This is a genomic window from Burkholderia sp. Bp9031 (assembly GCF_003857965.1).
In the GTDB taxonomy this organism is placed as follows: domain Bacteria; phylum Pseudomonadota; class Gammaproteobacteria; order Burkholderiales; family Burkholderiaceae; genus Burkholderia; species Burkholderia ambifaria_A.
On the sequence record NZ_QTPW01000001.1, the window covers coordinates 1 to 14,728 of the forward strand.

The following is a 14,728-nucleotide window of genomic DNA, read 5'->3' on the forward strand; positions in this document are numbered from 1 at the left end:
GCTCAGCGTCACAACCGCTGCGCTGTCGGCGGCATGAACTCATCCGCAAGGAAAAGTGAATTGTTCAGGGCCGACTAGATATCGAGCAGATAAAGCGCGCTGCCTGCAAGCAGCAGCGCCATCGCGCGGTTGAACAGCCGCATCCGCCGGGCATTCGCGAGCCGGTGTCGCAGCGACGCACCCGCATACGCCCAGCACGCGATCGACGCAAAGCAGATCACCAGATAGAGCGCCGCGAATTGCCACACCTGCGCGCGGTCGCCGTCGGCCGCATACGCGCCCATCGCTGCCACGCACGCGAGCCACGCTTTCGGATTCAGCCATTGCATCGCCGCACCGGCCGCGGCCGATGGACCGGCCGCATTCCGTGCGTCGGGATCGGCCGACAACCGGCCGTCGTCGAGCGCGAGCCGCAGCGCGAGGTAAAGCAGGAACGCGATCCCCGCCCATTGGGTGGTCGTGGTCAGCATCGGCCAGCGCGCGAGCGCCGCGTGTAGCCCGAGGCCAATCAGCAGGAACAGCGCGACGAAGCCGAGCGTCGCGCCGGCCGCATAGCGCAGGCTTGCGCCGAGACCGTGGCGCGCGCCCGCGCTGAGCGCGACGATATTGACGGGACCGGGGGTGATCGACGACGCCAGCGCGAACGCGGCCATCGAAACCAGCATGCTCATCAGGTGCCTCCATGCGAATGTCAAAGTCGCATCGAGACTAAAGAAGCGGCGCAGGCCCGTATTGAAGAAAACTGCCCTCGGCGGGGCGACCGCCGTCAGTGCAATGCGCGCGGTGCGTGCGCGGGCTGCAGGCCTTGCGGGTCGCCGGCATCGGGCGCGCGCAGCGGGCCGCCGCCGCAGGGTTGAGTCGACACCGAGAAGCCGAACGTATTGACACCGCCCGAACACGCGACGAACACGCTGCCGCCGTGCATCTCCGCAACCGCCTTGACGATCGACAGCCCGAGCCCGTGGTTCTCCTTGCTGTTCGCGCGCGCTTCCTCGAGCCGGTAGAAGCGCTCGAACACGTGCGAGCGCTGCACGGGATCGATCGGCTCGCCGGGGTTCGCGACCGACACGTCGACGAGCGTGTCGCGGCGCGTGATCGTCACGTTCAGCGTCGCGCCCGGCGCCGAATGCTGGATCGCGTTGATCAGCAGGTTGGTCATCGCGCGGCGGAACAGCGACGGGTCGACGGCCGCGCGCGCATCGCCGTGCAGTTCGGCGCGCAGCTTCGCTTCGTCGAGCGGAATCTCGAGGAAGTCGAGCATGCGCCGCACTTCGTCGGCGAGCGACACGTGCTTCAGGTCGGTCGCGCGTTCGCCGCGATCGCTGCGCGACAGGAACAGCATGTCGTTGATGATCACGCGCAGCCGTTCGAACTCTTCGAGGTTCGACTGCAGCGTCTGGCGCATCCGGTCGACCGAACGGTCGCGGCTCGTCAGCGCGACCTGGGTCTGGCCGATCAGGATGCTGATCGGCGTGCGCAGCTCGTGCGCGACGTCCGCGTTGAACGCCTCGAGCCGCGCATAGGTCTGCTGGATGCGCTCGAGCGCGCCGTTGAACGACGCGGCGAGATCGCGCAGCTCGGTGGGCAGCGCGTCGGTCTGCAGCCGCTGGCGGCGGTTGGTGGCGCTGACGGCCGCCGCATCCTGCGACAGCCGTTCGAGCGGCGCGAGCCCGAAGCGCGCGACCGCGCGGCCCAGCAGTAGCGTGATCACGGTGGCGATCGCGATCAGCGCGGCGAGCGTCCACACGAAATGGCGCAGCATCCGCTGCGTGCGCTCGCACGACGACGCGACGATCAGCTTCAGGTCAGGGCGTTCGCCGCTGCCTGCGATCGGGACGGTCTTCGTCATCACGTCGTAGCTGCTGTGGTTGAGCGCGTACTGCTGGAACGCACCGAACGGTTCCCCGACGGGCACGCCGTCGACCGGGTGGCCGAAGCGGAAGTCGGGGTCGGGGCTCTCGATCTGGTAGCGCGTCGATCCGTCGGGCGGTTCGAGGTCGGCGAGCTTCTCCTGCATCAGGCGGCCGCGCACGGCCGTGGTCGCATGCGACACGATCATCTGCGCGACCTTCGCGCGCGTGTCGATCGTCGCGCGCAGTTCGGCGAACAGCTGGCGCTCCATCATCACGAACAGCCCGCAGCCGACCAGCGTGAACACGAGCAGCGACACGATGCCGAACATCGCCGACAGACGCAGGGTGATCGAGCGTTTCATGCGTGCCTCTCGCTGTCGGCGTCCTCGCGCGCCTCGAGTACGTAGCCCATGCCACGGATCGTGTGCAGCAACTTCTCCGCGAACGGGCCGTCGAGCTTCGCGCGCAGGCGCTTGATCGCCGTCTCGACGACGTTCGCGTTGCTGTCGAAGTTCACGTCCCACACGAGCTCGGCGATCGTCGTTTTCGACAGCACCTCGCCGCTGCGCCGCGCGAGCACGCCGAGCAGCTGGAATTCCTGTGCGGTGAGATCGAGGCGCGTGCCGTCGCGGGTCGCGCGGCGGCCGATCAGGTCCACGCGCAGGTCGCCGATCGAGATCAGCGTCGATTCCTGCACGCGCGCGCGGCGCGTGAGCGCGCGCAGCCGCTCGATCAGCTCGAGGAACGAGAAGGGCTTGGTCAGGTAGTCGTCGGCGCCGCCGCGCAGCCCGCGCACGCGGTCGTCGACGCGGTCGCGCGCGGTCAGCATGATCACCGGCGTCTGCTTCTGCGCGCGCAGCGCGCGCAGCACGCCGAAGCCGTCGAGCTTCGGCAGCATCACGTCGAGCACGACCACGTCGTAGTCGAATTCGACGGCCTTCCACGCGCCGTCCTCGCCGTCGAGCGCGGTGTCGACGACCCAGCCTTCCTCGGTCAGGCCGCTCTTCAGGTATTCGACGACTTTCGGTTCGTCTTCGACGATCAGGACTTTCATAGGCTTGGTTCGCGTAACCGGGTTAGGGGCCGACGCCCGCGGCGGGCTGCGGGCCGGCCGTCGCGACGTCGGTCGGTGCGGGGCCGTTCGTCGCGCCGCTGTCCCAGCCGCCGCCGAGCGCCTTCGCGAGAAACACGACGAGTGCCGCGCGCTGGCCCTGGATCTGCACGGCCTGACGCTCGCTCGTCAGCAACTGTTGCTGGGCCGTCAGCACGTCGATGAACGGCGTCAGGCCGCCCGCATAGCGGTCCTGCGCGAGCGACACGAGCTTGCGCGCGTCGTCGACGGCGGCAGACGCCTGCTGCGCGGCCTGCGCCAGCACCGACAGGCCCGTCACCGCATTCTGCACCTCCTGGAACGCGGTGAGCACGGTCTGCCGGTAACTGGCCTGCGCCGCCACGTAGCCGGCCTGCGCGAAATCGACGCCGGCCTTCAGCTTGCCGCCTTCGAACAGCGGCTGGCTGACCGACGCGCCGACCGACCACAGCAGCGCCGGCACGGTAAACAGGCCCGAGAAGCGCGTCGCGTCCCAGCCGATATCGGGCGACAGCGCGATGCGCGGGAAATACGCGGCGCGCGCGACGCCGATCTGCGCGTTCGCGGCGGCCATCGCCCGCTCGGCCGACGCGACGTCGGGGCGCCGCTGCAGCAGGTCGCTCGGCATCCCGGTCGGCAGCGCGGGCGCGTTGATCGGCACCACGCGCGGCGGCAGCGAGAACGCGGGGGCCGGCGTGCCGACCAGGGTCGCGATCGCCGTCTCGACCTGCGCGCGCTGCTGGATCAGCAGCTGCGCCTGCGTGCGTGTCGCATCGAGCTGCGAGCGCTGCTGCAGCAGGTCGAGACCGGATACGGCGCCGAGGTCGTGACGCGCGCTCACGTAGTCGAGCGCCTTCTGCTGCAGGTCGATCGAACGCTTGACGACGTCGATCTCGGTGTCGAGCTCGCGCAGCGCGAAGTAGCTCGACGCGAGATCGGCGGTGAGCACGAGGCGCGCGTTCGCGAAATCGTCGCGTGCCTGTTCGGAGCTGGCCTGCGCGGATTCGACGCTGCGCCGCACGCGGCCGAACAGGTCGAGTTCGTAGCTGACGCTCGCGCCGACCTGGATCTCGTTCTGCACGGTCGACATGCTCGTCGTCGCGTAGTTGGTCTGCGGCCGGTCGGCGGAAATCCTGAATCGCTGGCCGCTCGCGTTCAGGCCGACGGCCGGATACTGCGCGGACGCGACCGACGCGAGCGTCGCCTTCGCCTGGTCGTAGCGCGCGGCGACGGCCTTGAGGTTCTGGTTGTTGCGCAGCGCGTCGGCTTCCAGCGCGTCGAGCTGCGCGTCGCCGAACGCGGTCCACCAGGCCGGATCGAGCGGCGCACGGGCCGGCGCGGCCGGGTGCCAGTACGCATCGGCCGGGTCGAGCCGCCACGCGGCCGGCGTCTCGACGGCGGGGCGCCGGTAGTCGGGGCCGACCGTGCAGCCGGCGAGGGCTGCCACCGCGACGACGGTCACGACGGTCACGACGGCCGTGGGGCGCAGGCGGGCGCGCATCGCGCTCACGACTTCGCTCCCGCGACCGCGGAGGCCGGCTTCACGGCCGGCGGTGCCTGCACGACGACCGTGTCGCCGTTCGCGAGCGCGTCGCTCGGGTTCGCGACGAGGCGGTCGGTCGGCGTGAGCGGGCCGTCGACTTCGAGCGTCTGCCCGATCGTGCGCACGACCGTCACCGCCTTCAGGCGCACCTGGCCGTTCGCGTCGACGGTCGCGACCGTCGGCCCTTCGGCGCGGAACAGCAGCGTGTTGGCCGGAATCTGCAGGCGGCCGACCGGCGTCATCGGCAGCGTCGCCTGCACGTAGGCGCCGGGCAGCAGCCGACCGTCCGGGTTCGGCAGCGTGATCTCGATCTGCAGCGAGCGCGTCGCCACGTCGATCGCCTGGGACGTGCGCGTGATCGTGCCGTCGAAGGTCTGGCCGGGCAGTTCGGCCTGCGCGACGCTCACGTGCTGGCCGACCTTCACCTGCTGCGCGTACGCCTGCGGCACCTGCACGTAGAGGCGCAGCCGGTCGGCCTGCACGACCGTGAACAGCGAGCGGCCCGCGTTGCCGGAATTGACGAGGTCGCCGACGTCGACGTTGCGCTGCGTGACGATCCCGTCGATCGGCGCGACGATGCGCTGGAAGCCCTTCAGTTCGGTGAGCCGGCGCATGTTCGCATCGGCCGCTGCGAGGTTCGCGGTGCCCTGGTTGAACGCGCCTTGCCGGTCGTCGAGTTCCTGCTGCGACACCGCATCGCGCTGGCGCAGCTGCTGCGCGCGGTCGAACGACGTCTTCGCGAGCGCGAGCGCGGCCTGCGCCTGCTGGCGCTGCGCGGTGGCTTGCGCGAGTTCCTGGTTCAGCTCGGGCGTATCGAGTTCGGCGAGCACCTGACCCTGCTTCACGTGCGCGCCGATGTCGGCCTGCCAGCGCAGCACGTAGCCGCTCGCACGCGCAAAGATCGGCGCCTCGACGAAGCCGCGCAGCGTGCCGGGCAGCGTCAGCTTGCCGCCGGTGGCCGCATCGACCGGATGCACGACGTTTACGTACTGGCGCGTGTTCTGCTCCGCCACCGCGTCGAGCCGGCTGCGGTTCAGCACGTTGACGACGATCGTGCGTGCGGCGCCCGCGGCCAGCAGCACGCCGATCACGATCAGTACGATCCGCCCGCGCCGCGACACCGACGTGCGCGCCGGCAGGTGCATGCCGTGTTCGTCCACCTGGATGCCGACGGAGCTGTGATGTTTCTCTTCCATGAATTCAACCAATTCAACCGGGTATGGGGTGGGCGAAAGTCAGTGTCCGGCCTGGCGCGCGCGCCGGCGGGCCAGCCGTGAATGCACGCCGCCGAACACGAGCGGCACGAACAGCAGCGTCGAAACGGTGGCGAACAGCAGCCCGCCGATCACCGCGCGGCCGAGCGGCGCGTTCTGCTCGGCGCCTTCGCCGAGGCCGAGCGCCATCGGCACCATCCCGATGATCATCGCGAGCGCCGTCATCAGCACCGGGCGGATCCGCGTCGCGCCGGCCTCCAGCGCGGCCGTGAGCGGCGGCGCGCCGGCCGCGAGGCGCTGGCGCGCGAACGACACGACCAGGATGCTGTTGGCGGTCGCGACGCCCACCGTCATGATCGCGCCCGTCAGCGCGGGCACGCTCAGGTGCGTGCCGGTGATGAACAGCATCCACGCGATGCCGGCGAGTGCGGCCGGCATCGCGCTGATGATGATCAGCGGGTCGAGCCACGACTGGAAATTCACGACGATCAGCAGGTAGACCAGCACGATCGCCATCGCGACACCCGCGCCGAGGCCGATGTACGACGTGCGCATCGTCTCGACCTGGCCGCGCACCGTCAGGTCGGTGCCGCGCGGCAGCGTCGCGCGCGCGTCGGACACGATCCGGTCGATCTCGCCCGCGACCGAGCCGAGATCGCGGCCCTCGACGCTCACGTACAGGTCGATCGCCGGGCGGATGTTGTAGTGCGTGATCACGGCCGGGCTCGCGACGGGATGGATCTGCACGAGGTTGCCGAGCAGTTGCAGCGGCATGCCCGTGCGGCCGCTCGCGGAAATCGGCGTGCCGAGCAGGTCGTCGATCGACGAGATGTCGTATTGCGGGGTCTGGATCTGCAGCGGGTACTGGACGCCCGTGCGCGGATTGATCCAGAACGACGGCGTCGTCTGGGAACTGCCGGACAGCGAGATCAGCATGTTCTGCGCGACGTTCTGCGCGGAAAGGCTGAGCTGCTGCATGCGCGTACGGTCCATGTCGGCCACCAGGGTCGGTGCGTCGTTGCGCTGCAGCACGTGCACGTCGACGGCGCCGGGGATTTGCCTGATCTTCTTCATCAGGCTGCTCGCGATAGCCATGTTACTCGCGAGATCGTTGCCGAGCACCTGCAGGTCGATCGCGGCCGGCTGACCGAAGTTGAGGATCTGCGTGATGATGTCGGACGGCTGGAAGAAGAACTCGACGCCCGGGAAGCGCTGCGGCAGCAGCGTGCGCAGCACCTGCACGTAGTGCTCGGTCGCGCGGTGGCCCGGCTTCAGCGCGATCATCAGTTCGCCGTCGAGCGAGCCGATCGTGCCGCTGTTGCTGTACGACAGGTTGATGCCGCTGATCGGCAGCCCGAGGTTGTCGACGATCGCGCCGAGCTCGTCGGGGGGCACGGCTTCGCGGATCACGCGTTCGACCTGGTCGGCGAGGCGCGCGGTTTCCTCGATCCGGTAGCCGGTCGGCGCGCGCATGTGCAGCCGGATGTTGCCGGAATCGGCGTTCGGGAAGAAGTCGCGGCCGAGCACGAACACGAGGCCGGTCGACAGCACGCAGAAGCCGAGGAAGCACATCGCGTAGAAGCGGCGGCGCACCAGCAGCATGCTGAGCAGCACGACGTACCACGCGCGCAGCCGCTCGAATGCGGCGTTGAACGCGTGATGGATACGTGCGAAGCGCGACGTCGAATGGTCGGGGCCGGTGCTGGCCTGCTGCGGGCGGAACAGCAGCATCGCGAGCGTCGGCACGAGCGTGCGCGACAGCACGTACGACGCGAGCATCGCGAACACCACCGCTTCGGCGAGCGGCACGAACAGGAAGCGCGCGACGCCCGTCAGGAAGAACATCGGCACGAACACGATGCAGATGCACAGCGTCGACACGAACGCGGGCACCGCGATCTCGCCCGCGCCTTCCAGAATCGCGTCGTGCAGGTTGGTACTGAACGACGACCCCCACGCCCCCTCCGGTCGCTGCCCCCCGAGGGGGCTGCTCGGCACGCTTGGGGCGGCCCGGCGCGTGCCGAGATGCAGGTGCCGCTCGATGTTTTCGATCGTGACGGTCGCGTCGTCGACCAGGATCCCCACCGCGAGCGCGAGCCCGCCGAGCGTCATGATGTTGATGGTCTCGCCGAGCGCCGACAGCGCGATCAGCGACGTGAAGATCGACAGCGGAATCGAGATCGCGATGATCAGCGTGCTGCGCCAGTTGCCGAGGAACAGCAGGATCATCATCGCGGTCAGCACGGCGGCGATCAACGCCTCGTGGATCACGCCCTGCACGGCGGCGTTGACGAACACCGACTGGTCGAACAGCGGCGTGATCGTGAGCCCTTCAGGCAGCGTCGGGATCACCTTGGGCAGCAGCGCCTTCAGGTCCGACACGACCTTCAGCGTCGACGCGTCGCCGGTTTTCAGGATCGACATCAGCACGCCGCGCTGGCCGTTCTGGCGCACGACGTTGGTCTGCGGCGCGAAGCCGTCGCGCACCGACGCAACTTCGCGCAGGTAGGTCGTCGCGCCGTTGACGGTCTGGACCGGCAGGCTGTTGATGTCGGCGATCGTGTCGGCTGACGCGTTCGTGTCGATCCGGTATTCGGTCTGGCCCATCTTCGCGGTGCCGGTCGGCAGCACGAGATTCTGCGCGTTGATCGAGTTGACGATGTCCGCCGGCGTGAGGCCCTTCGCGAGCAGCGCCTGCGGATCGAGGTCGATCGCGACCACGCGCGTGCGGCCGCCGTACGGGAACGGGATCTGCGCGCCCGGGATGGTAATCAGTTGCGGGCGCAGGAAGTTGAGCGCGATGTCGGCGAGCGACTGTTCGCTGAGCGTCTCGCTCGACAGCCCGAGCTGGATCACCGGAATGCTCGACGCGGAATAGGTGATCACGAGCGGCGGCGTCGCGCCCTGCGGCATCTGCCGCACGATCGCCTGCGCGGACGATACCGTCTGTGCGATCGCCGTCTGCACGTTCGCGCCGGGCTGCAGGAACACCTTCACGACCGCGATGCCGGGCAGCGACGTCGACTCGATGTGCTGGATGTTGTTGACGGTCGTCGTGAGGATCCGTTCATGGACGGCCGTGATCCGGTTGGTCATCTCCTTCGCGGAGAAGCCGTTGTAATTCCAGATCACGCTGATGACGGGGATGTCGACCGCAGGCAGCACGTCGACGGGCGTGCGCATCAGCGCAAGCGGGGTGGCCAGCACGATCATGATGGCCATCACGATGAACGTGTAGGGGCGCCTGAGCGCGAGATTGACGATCCACATGGAGGCAGCGGGACAGGCGGTGATCAGGCGTCGGTGAAGGGAACCCGAATGATAGGCGTCGGGGCTGAACGGGTTACTGACGCGAAACTGGCGAAATTGTCAGGTTTGGGCGCGGCGATGACAGGCCGATTCGTCGGATGAAATGGGTGCGGACGCAAGCATCCGGAAGCGGCTGCCGCACCGGATGCGCATGCGGCAGCCACGACGATTCCGTTCATCGGGCCGCGCTCAGATCTGTTCCATCCCGACCCGCGCGAGCGCGGCCAGATCGACGACTTCGATCTGGTTGTACGCGAGCCGCAGCACGCCGAGTTTCTCGAGTTGCTGCAGCGCCTGGTTGATCCGCTGCCGCGATACGCCGACGAGCATCCCCAGTTCCTCCTGAGAGATCGCGAGCGACGGGCCGGTGTCCGGGTACAGGGCAGGATTGAACAGCTGCGCGAGCGCCTGCGCGACGCGCGCGTCGACATCGAGCAGCCGGCTGTTCTGGATCGATGCGATGAATTCGCCCATCCGGTTGTTCAGCTGATGGATCACGAAGCGCGTGAACGGCAGGCTCGTGTCGAGCAGCGCGTGGAACGTGTCGACCGGCACGAACAGCACGATCGAGCGCTGGACGGCGACGACTTCGTACTTGCGCAGCTCTCGCTTGATCACGCTGCCTTCGCCGAACCAGCCGCCCGACGGCACGCCGGAAAACGTGCAGCCGCGCCCCGACGCGTTGAAGATCGCGAGCTTCAGCAACCCGCGATGCACGCCGATCCAGTATTCGGACGGCGCGAGCCGCTGCGCGATCACGTCGCCGGCCTCGCGCTGTTCGGCGCGCGACTGCGCGAGCACGAGCGCCTGGTGTTCCGGCGCCAGTGCGCGGAACCACGCGCACTGGCCGAACAGCACGGACAGGGCGGGCAACGGGCCCGGTTCGAGCGGCGGGTTGGCCGGAGCGTTGGCCGAGAGAGCGGCCGCGTCGGGCGGCGCAACGGGGTGGTCGTGCATGGGTGCGGGTTTGCGAGGATAGGGATAACGCGCAGCGCTCGAAGCGCACTCTGTCGTTTCGATGACAGACGGCTCACAATAGCGCCCGTTAGTCTGTCGGCAATTGAACCACATCAAAACGCATCGGGGTGCATGCACTCCGGCTGGATACGAGATCGAAGCGTGCGCCGCGGCGTCGACGCACGCGCCGATCGACAGAAAACGGGAGACAGGATCATGACGCAGATGTTCGAGGCCGGACTCGGCCGCCGCGACGCCAACTATGTGCCGCTCACGCCGATCGACTTTCTGGTCCGCGCGGCCGAAGTCTACGGCGAGCGCCTCGCGATCGTGCACGGCGACGTGCGGCGCACGTGGGGCGAGACCTACACGCGGGCGAAGCAGCTCGCAAGCGCGCTCGCGCAGGCCGGCGTCGCGCGCGGCGAGACGGTTGCCGCGCTGCTGCCGAACATCCCGGCGATGGTCGAGGCGCATTTCGGCGTGCCGATGGCGGGCGCCGTGCTCAACACGATCAACACGCGGCTCGACATCTCGTCGGTGCTGTTCATGCTGCGGCACGGCGAAGCGAAGGTGCTGATCGTCGACACCGAATACGCGGAGCTCGCGCACCGTGCGGCGCTCGAAGTGCCGGGCCTGAAGATCGTCAGCGTCGCCGACGCGATGCCGGCCGACCCCGCGCGCTTCGCGGGCGCGACCGACTACGAAGCATTCGTCGCGGCGGGCGACCCCGACTACGCGTGGACGCTGCCGGCCGACGAATGGGAGGCGATCGCGCTGAACTACACGTCCGGCACCACCGGCGACCCGAAGGGCGTCGTCTATCACCATCGTGGCGCGTATCTCGCGGCGATCAGTAACATCCTCGAATGGGACATGCCGAAGCACGCGGTGTATCTGTGGACGCTGCCGATGTTCCACTGCAACGGCTGGTGCTTCCCGTGGGCCGTCGCGGCGCGCGCGGGCGTGAACGTCTGCCTGCGCAAGTTCGACGCGAAGACGGTGTTCGACCTGATCCGCCGCGAACGCATCACGCATTACTGCGGCGCGCCGATCGTGCAGAGCGCGATCGCGAACGCGCCGGCCGAGTTCCGCGCAGGCATCGATCACACGGTGCACGCGATGGTCGCCGGCGCGGCGCCGGCACCGGCCGTGATCGCGAAGATGAAGGAGATCGGTTTCGACCTGCTGCACGTGTACGGGTTGACCGAGGTCTATGGCCCGGCGACCGTGTGCGCGAAGCAGGCGCACTGGGACGCACTGCCCGACGACGAACGCGCGCGCCTGAACGCGCGGCAGGGCGTGCGCTATCACTTGGAAGCGGGCGCGACGGTGCTCGACCCGGACACGATGGCGCCGGTGCCGGCCGACGGCGAGACGCTCGGCGAGATCATGTTCCGCGGCAACATCTGCATGAAGGGCTACCTGAAGAACCCGAAGGCCACCGACGAGGCGTTCCACGGCGGCTGGTTCCATACGGGCGATCTCGGCGTGCTGACGCCGGACGGCTATATCCGCATCAAGGACCGTCGCAAGGACATCATCATTTCCGGCGGCGAGAACATCTCGAGCATCGAGGTCGAGGATGCGCTGTACCGGCATCCGGCCGTCGAGGTGGCGGCCGTGGTCGCGATGCCCGATCCGAAGTGGGGCGAGGTGCCGTGCGCGTTCGTCGAACTGCGCAACGGAATGAGCGCGACCGAGGAGGAGATCATTGCGCACTGCCGGCAGTTGCTCGCGGGCTTCAAGGTGCCGAAGGTCGTGCGCTTCGGCGAGTTGCCGAAGACGTCGACCGGCAAGATCCAGAAATTCCAGCTGCGCAATGCGGTCGGGTCGGACAAGGCGATCGACCTGGCGGGGGACAAGAAGTAATCGGTGCGCTCAGGTGCGCGGCAGCCAGCAACCCGATCGCCCGGAGGCGGGCGACGGGTGGTCAGTTGTCAGGGATGCGGTGCGGTTTCGCGCCTCGTCATGTCAGGCGTGGGCGAATTCCCGAGGCTCGATACGCTTCTGGATCTCACGGCCGTGGTCACGCTCGGCGATTTTCAGATCATACGTGGCTTGCAGGTTCAGCCACGTTTGCGGATCGCCGCCAAAGTAGCGGGCAAGGCGCAGCGCCGTATCGGCCGTGATGCCGCGCCGCTCACGGACGATATCGTTGATGCGGCCGGCAGTGACGCCAAGTGCGCCAGCCAGCGCATTCGCGCTCATGTCGAGCGGGATGAGGTAGTCCTCACGAAGAATTTCGCCCGGATGGACCGGGCGCATACCGTTTTTGAACCGGGTCATGTCAAGCTCCATTCAGTGATAGTCGGCGATTTCAACATCGGCCGGTCCGTCATCGCCCCACGTAAAGCACACACGCCATTGGCCGTTGATTCCGATGCTGTACTGGCCAATGCGGTCACCTATTAATGCCTCAAATCGGTTGCCGGGCGGAGACTTCATTGCATCGAGCGTTTCCGCATTGTCAAGCTGCGTAAGACGACGCATGGCCACATCGGCGATGTTGGCGAATTGTCGGCAACGTCCCGTTTCGAACAACTGCCGAGTGTCTTTGCATTTGAACGACTGGATCATGGCTGCATTTTGTGCCGTTTATCGGTAAGCGGCAAATTGATTGCCGGCTGGCAAGACCTACACAATCCAGCAGGACAATGCCTCATGCGCCTCAATGCACGACAAGCCACGCCACCGCCAGATACCGCCCGACCTTCGCGATCGTCACGATCGCGAGGAATGTCCACAGCGGCTCGCGCAGCACGCCGGCGATCATCGTCAGCGGATCGCCGATCACCGGCGCCCAGCTCAGCAGCAGCGACCAGCGGCCGTAGCGCGCGTACCAGCGCTCGGCGCGCGCGAGCGCGGCCGGCTTCACCGGAAACCAGCGGCGCTCGCGGAAGTGCTCGATGCCGCGGCCGAGCGCCCAGTTGATCGCCGAGCCCGCGACGTTGCCGACGCTCGCGACGAGCACCAGCGCCCACGCGGGCTCGCGCCCGGCGAGCAGCAGGCCGGCAAGCACGGCTTCGGACTGGAGCGGGAACAGGGTCGCGGCGACCATCGACACGGCGAACAGGCCGCCGTAGGTGAGCAATTCGGGCATCGCGCGATTGTACCGGCCGCGCGTCGACCGGCACCGGTCGCGCGGCGTCGGCGGTACAGAACGGCACCCGCGCGGTCGCTCAGTTCCAGCCGACCATGATCGCGCCCATCCCGACCAGCAGCCCGCCCGTCACGCGATTCATCGCGCGCATCCGCGCCGGCCGTTTCAGCGCCCGGCTCAGCCGGTGCGAGAACAGCGCCATCGACGCGACGCCGCCGGCAAACAGCAGCGCGAAGGTCGTCGCCAGCAGCAGGAACTGCGCGTTCAGGCTCCAGTCGGCGTTCGGGACGATGAACTGCGGAAAGAACGACGGAAAGAACAGCAGCGTCTTCGGGTTCAGGCCGGAGGTGGCGACGCCGCGCCAGAACAGCGCACGCCCGGTGTCGGTGTCGGGTGCGGTGCTGCCGGCTTGCGTCGATGCGGCCGGCGCGGTTGCCGGCGCACGGCTGAGCCATTGCTTGCAGCCGAGCCAGACGAGATACGCGGCGCCGGCCCAGCGCAGCACGGTCAGCGCGTGCTCGTTGAGGTTGACCAACGAATTCAGGCACAGCGCGGTCAGCGCGAGTTGCAGCAGCACGGCGAGCGTGCCGCCCCACACGCACGGCAGCGCACGGCGCCAGCCGGCGCGCAGGGCCTGGTTCATGGTGAGTAGGTTGACGGGGCCGGGGGCGTAGATGAGGACAGCGGACGCAGCGAGGAACGACAGATAAAGCCTGAACGACATGACGGGAGGTGCGGAAAACGGAGGATCAGGCGCCGGCCCGTGCAACCGGATAGGTGCGCGGGAGGCGGGACATTGCATGCCTGCGTGTCCGGCGCCGCAACTCGTGATTGCGGCCGGGCGTTCCGCTGCGAAGGGGTTGTCGCGGGGAGCGTGCCGGACAACAGGCATGGAGAAAATGTATCAAGCGGGCCGGTTAAAAGGTTTCCTGTTTTCCGGCAAAACCGACCCCGATCCGGAATCTTATTCGGCTAGAATGCCGATTTTCAGTAGAAGATTCTTATTGTCATGGCCACCCGCGAACGCACGCCGAAAACCCTCGACAACCAGGACCGCAAGATCCTCGGTGCACTGCAAAAAAATGCGCGTCTGTCGAACGCCGAACTGGCCGAACAGATCGGCATGTCGACCACCGCATGCTGGAACCGCACGCGGCAGCTCGAACTCGACGGCTACATCGACGGCTACGTCGCACTCGTCAACCAGCGCATGCTCGGCTATGCCGACATCGTGATTCTCGAAGTCACGCTCGATCGCCACGAAGACGATGCGCTCGCGCGCTTCGGCGCCGAACTCGCGGCACTCCCCGAAGTGCTCGAGGCCTACCTGGTGTCGGGGGAATACGACTACTGGATCAAGGTCGCGGTGGATGGCACGGCCGGCTATGAGCGCTTCCTGCGCGAGAAGCTGTACCGGATTTCGAGCATTCGCCACAGCCGCTCGATGTTCGCGCTGCGGTGCATGAAAGACGTGCCGTCGATTCAGGTGTGACCGCGGCAGCGACGGACCGCGCGTCGTCGTGACGACACCGTTCGCGGCTGTGCGAAAGAAAGGGGGAGTCGGGCTGTCGCGGCCAGTGCGCGCGGCTCGACGGCAGATGTACGAGGAAAGTTCGAGTAGAACGGGAAAACGGATGAATCTTCCGTGACGACCCGGTGCGG

Annotated in this window: 13 protein-coding genes; 2 read left to right on the top strand and 11 right to left on the bottom strand. The window is 67.8% G+C overall.

Annotation, left to right across the window (positions count from 1 at the left end; translation table 11 throughout):
• Positions 1-74: 74 nt before the first annotated feature.
• From DIE15_RS00005 to DIE15_RS00035, 7 genes are all read right to left on the bottom strand, one after another.
• On the bottom strand, positions 75-671 hold the full coding sequence (locus DIE15_RS00005) for a LysE family translocator (protein WP_057930193.1): 597 nt from the start codon (positions 669-671) through the stop codon (positions 75-77).
• A gap of 95 nt (positions 672-766) precedes the next feature.
• On the bottom strand, positions 767-2,215 hold the full coding sequence (locus tag DIE15_RS00010) for a heavy metal sensor histidine kinase (protein WP_124831831.1): 1,449 nt from the start codon (positions 2,213-2,215) through the stop codon (positions 767-769).
• Complete coding sequence (locus DIE15_RS00015; RefSeq protein WP_057930191.1) at positions 2,212-2,907, bottom strand: heavy metal response regulator transcription factor; 696 nt, start codon at positions 2,905-2,907, stop codon at positions 2,212-2,214. Before DIE15_RS00015 ends, DIE15_RS00010 begins: the two co-directional genes overlap by 4 nt.
• A gap of 22 nt (positions 2,908-2,929) precedes the next feature.
• Positions 2,930-4,444 carry an efflux transporter outer membrane subunit gene (locus tag DIE15_RS00020; protein WP_124832342.1) on the bottom strand — a complete coding sequence of 505 codons (1,515 nt, stop codon included), beginning with the start codon at positions 4,442-4,444 and terminating at the stop codon, positions 2,930-2,932.
• 5 nt (positions 4,445-4,449) lie between these two features.
• Positions 4,450-5,682 (bottom strand): efflux RND transporter periplasmic adaptor subunit, encoded by a 1,233-nt coding sequence (locus DIE15_RS00025; protein ID WP_124831833.1) that lies wholly within the window; start codon positions 5,680-5,682, stop codon positions 4,450-4,452.
• 39 nt (positions 5,683-5,721) lie between these two features.
• A complete protein-coding gene (locus DIE15_RS00030) occupies positions 5,722-8,970 on the bottom strand; it encodes an efflux RND transporter permease subunit (protein WP_124831835.1) in 3,249 nt (1,082 codons plus the stop codon).
• A 228-nt stretch (positions 8,971-9,198) separates the two neighbouring features.
• Positions 9,199-9,966, bottom strand: a complete 768-nt coding sequence (locus DIE15_RS00035; RefSeq protein ID WP_185734309.1) for a Crp/Fnr family transcriptional regulator — start codon at positions 9,964-9,966, stop codon at positions 9,199-9,201.
• Positions 9,967-10,182: 216 nt separating this feature from the next.
• Here DIE15_RS00035 and DIE15_RS00040 point away from each other — a divergent pair, with 216 nt between their 5' ends.
• The gene (locus tag DIE15_RS00040) at positions 10,183-11,835 is read left to right on the top strand and encodes an acyl-CoA synthetase (RefSeq protein ID WP_124831837.1); all 1,653 of its coding nucleotides are present in this window, start codon (positions 10,183-10,185) and stop codon (positions 11,833-11,835) included.
• Positions 11,836-11,937: 102 nt separating this feature from the next.
• Here DIE15_RS00040 and DIE15_RS00045 read toward each other — a convergent pair whose 3' ends face one another.
• The 4 genes from DIE15_RS00045 to DIE15_RS00060 all read right to left on the bottom strand — a co-directional run bounded on the left by DIE15_RS00045 (position 11,938) and on the right by DIE15_RS00060 (position 13,790).
• Positions 11,938-12,252: a HigA family addiction module antitoxin gene (locus DIE15_RS00045; RefSeq protein WP_057930197.1), complete on the bottom strand. Its 315-nt coding sequence runs from the start codon at positions 12,250-12,252 to the stop codon at positions 11,938-11,940.
• Positions 12,253-12,264: 12 nt separating this feature from the next.
• Positions 12,265-12,543: a type II toxin-antitoxin system RelE/ParE family toxin gene (locus tag DIE15_RS00050; protein WP_124831839.1), complete on the bottom strand. Its 279-nt coding sequence runs from the start codon at positions 12,541-12,543 to the stop codon at positions 12,265-12,267.
• 91 nt (positions 12,544-12,634) lie between these two features.
• On the bottom strand, positions 12,635-13,066 hold the full coding sequence (locus tag DIE15_RS00055; protein ID WP_124831841.1) for a YqaA family protein: 432 nt from the start codon (positions 13,064-13,066) through the stop codon (positions 12,635-12,637).
• Between the two features lie 79 nt (positions 13,067-13,145).
• Positions 13,146-13,790 (bottom strand): LysE family translocator, encoded by a 645-nt coding sequence (locus DIE15_RS00060; RefSeq protein WP_124831843.1) that lies wholly within the window; start codon positions 13,788-13,790, stop codon positions 13,146-13,148.
• A 285-nt stretch (positions 13,791-14,075) separates the two neighbouring features.
• Here DIE15_RS00060 and DIE15_RS00065 point away from each other — a divergent pair, with 285 nt between their 5' ends.
• On the top strand, positions 14,076-14,558 hold the full coding sequence (locus DIE15_RS00065) for an Lrp/AsnC family transcriptional regulator (protein WP_006755380.1): 483 nt from the start codon (positions 14,076-14,078) through the stop codon (positions 14,556-14,558).
• Positions 14,559-14,728 lie beyond the last annotated feature (170 nt).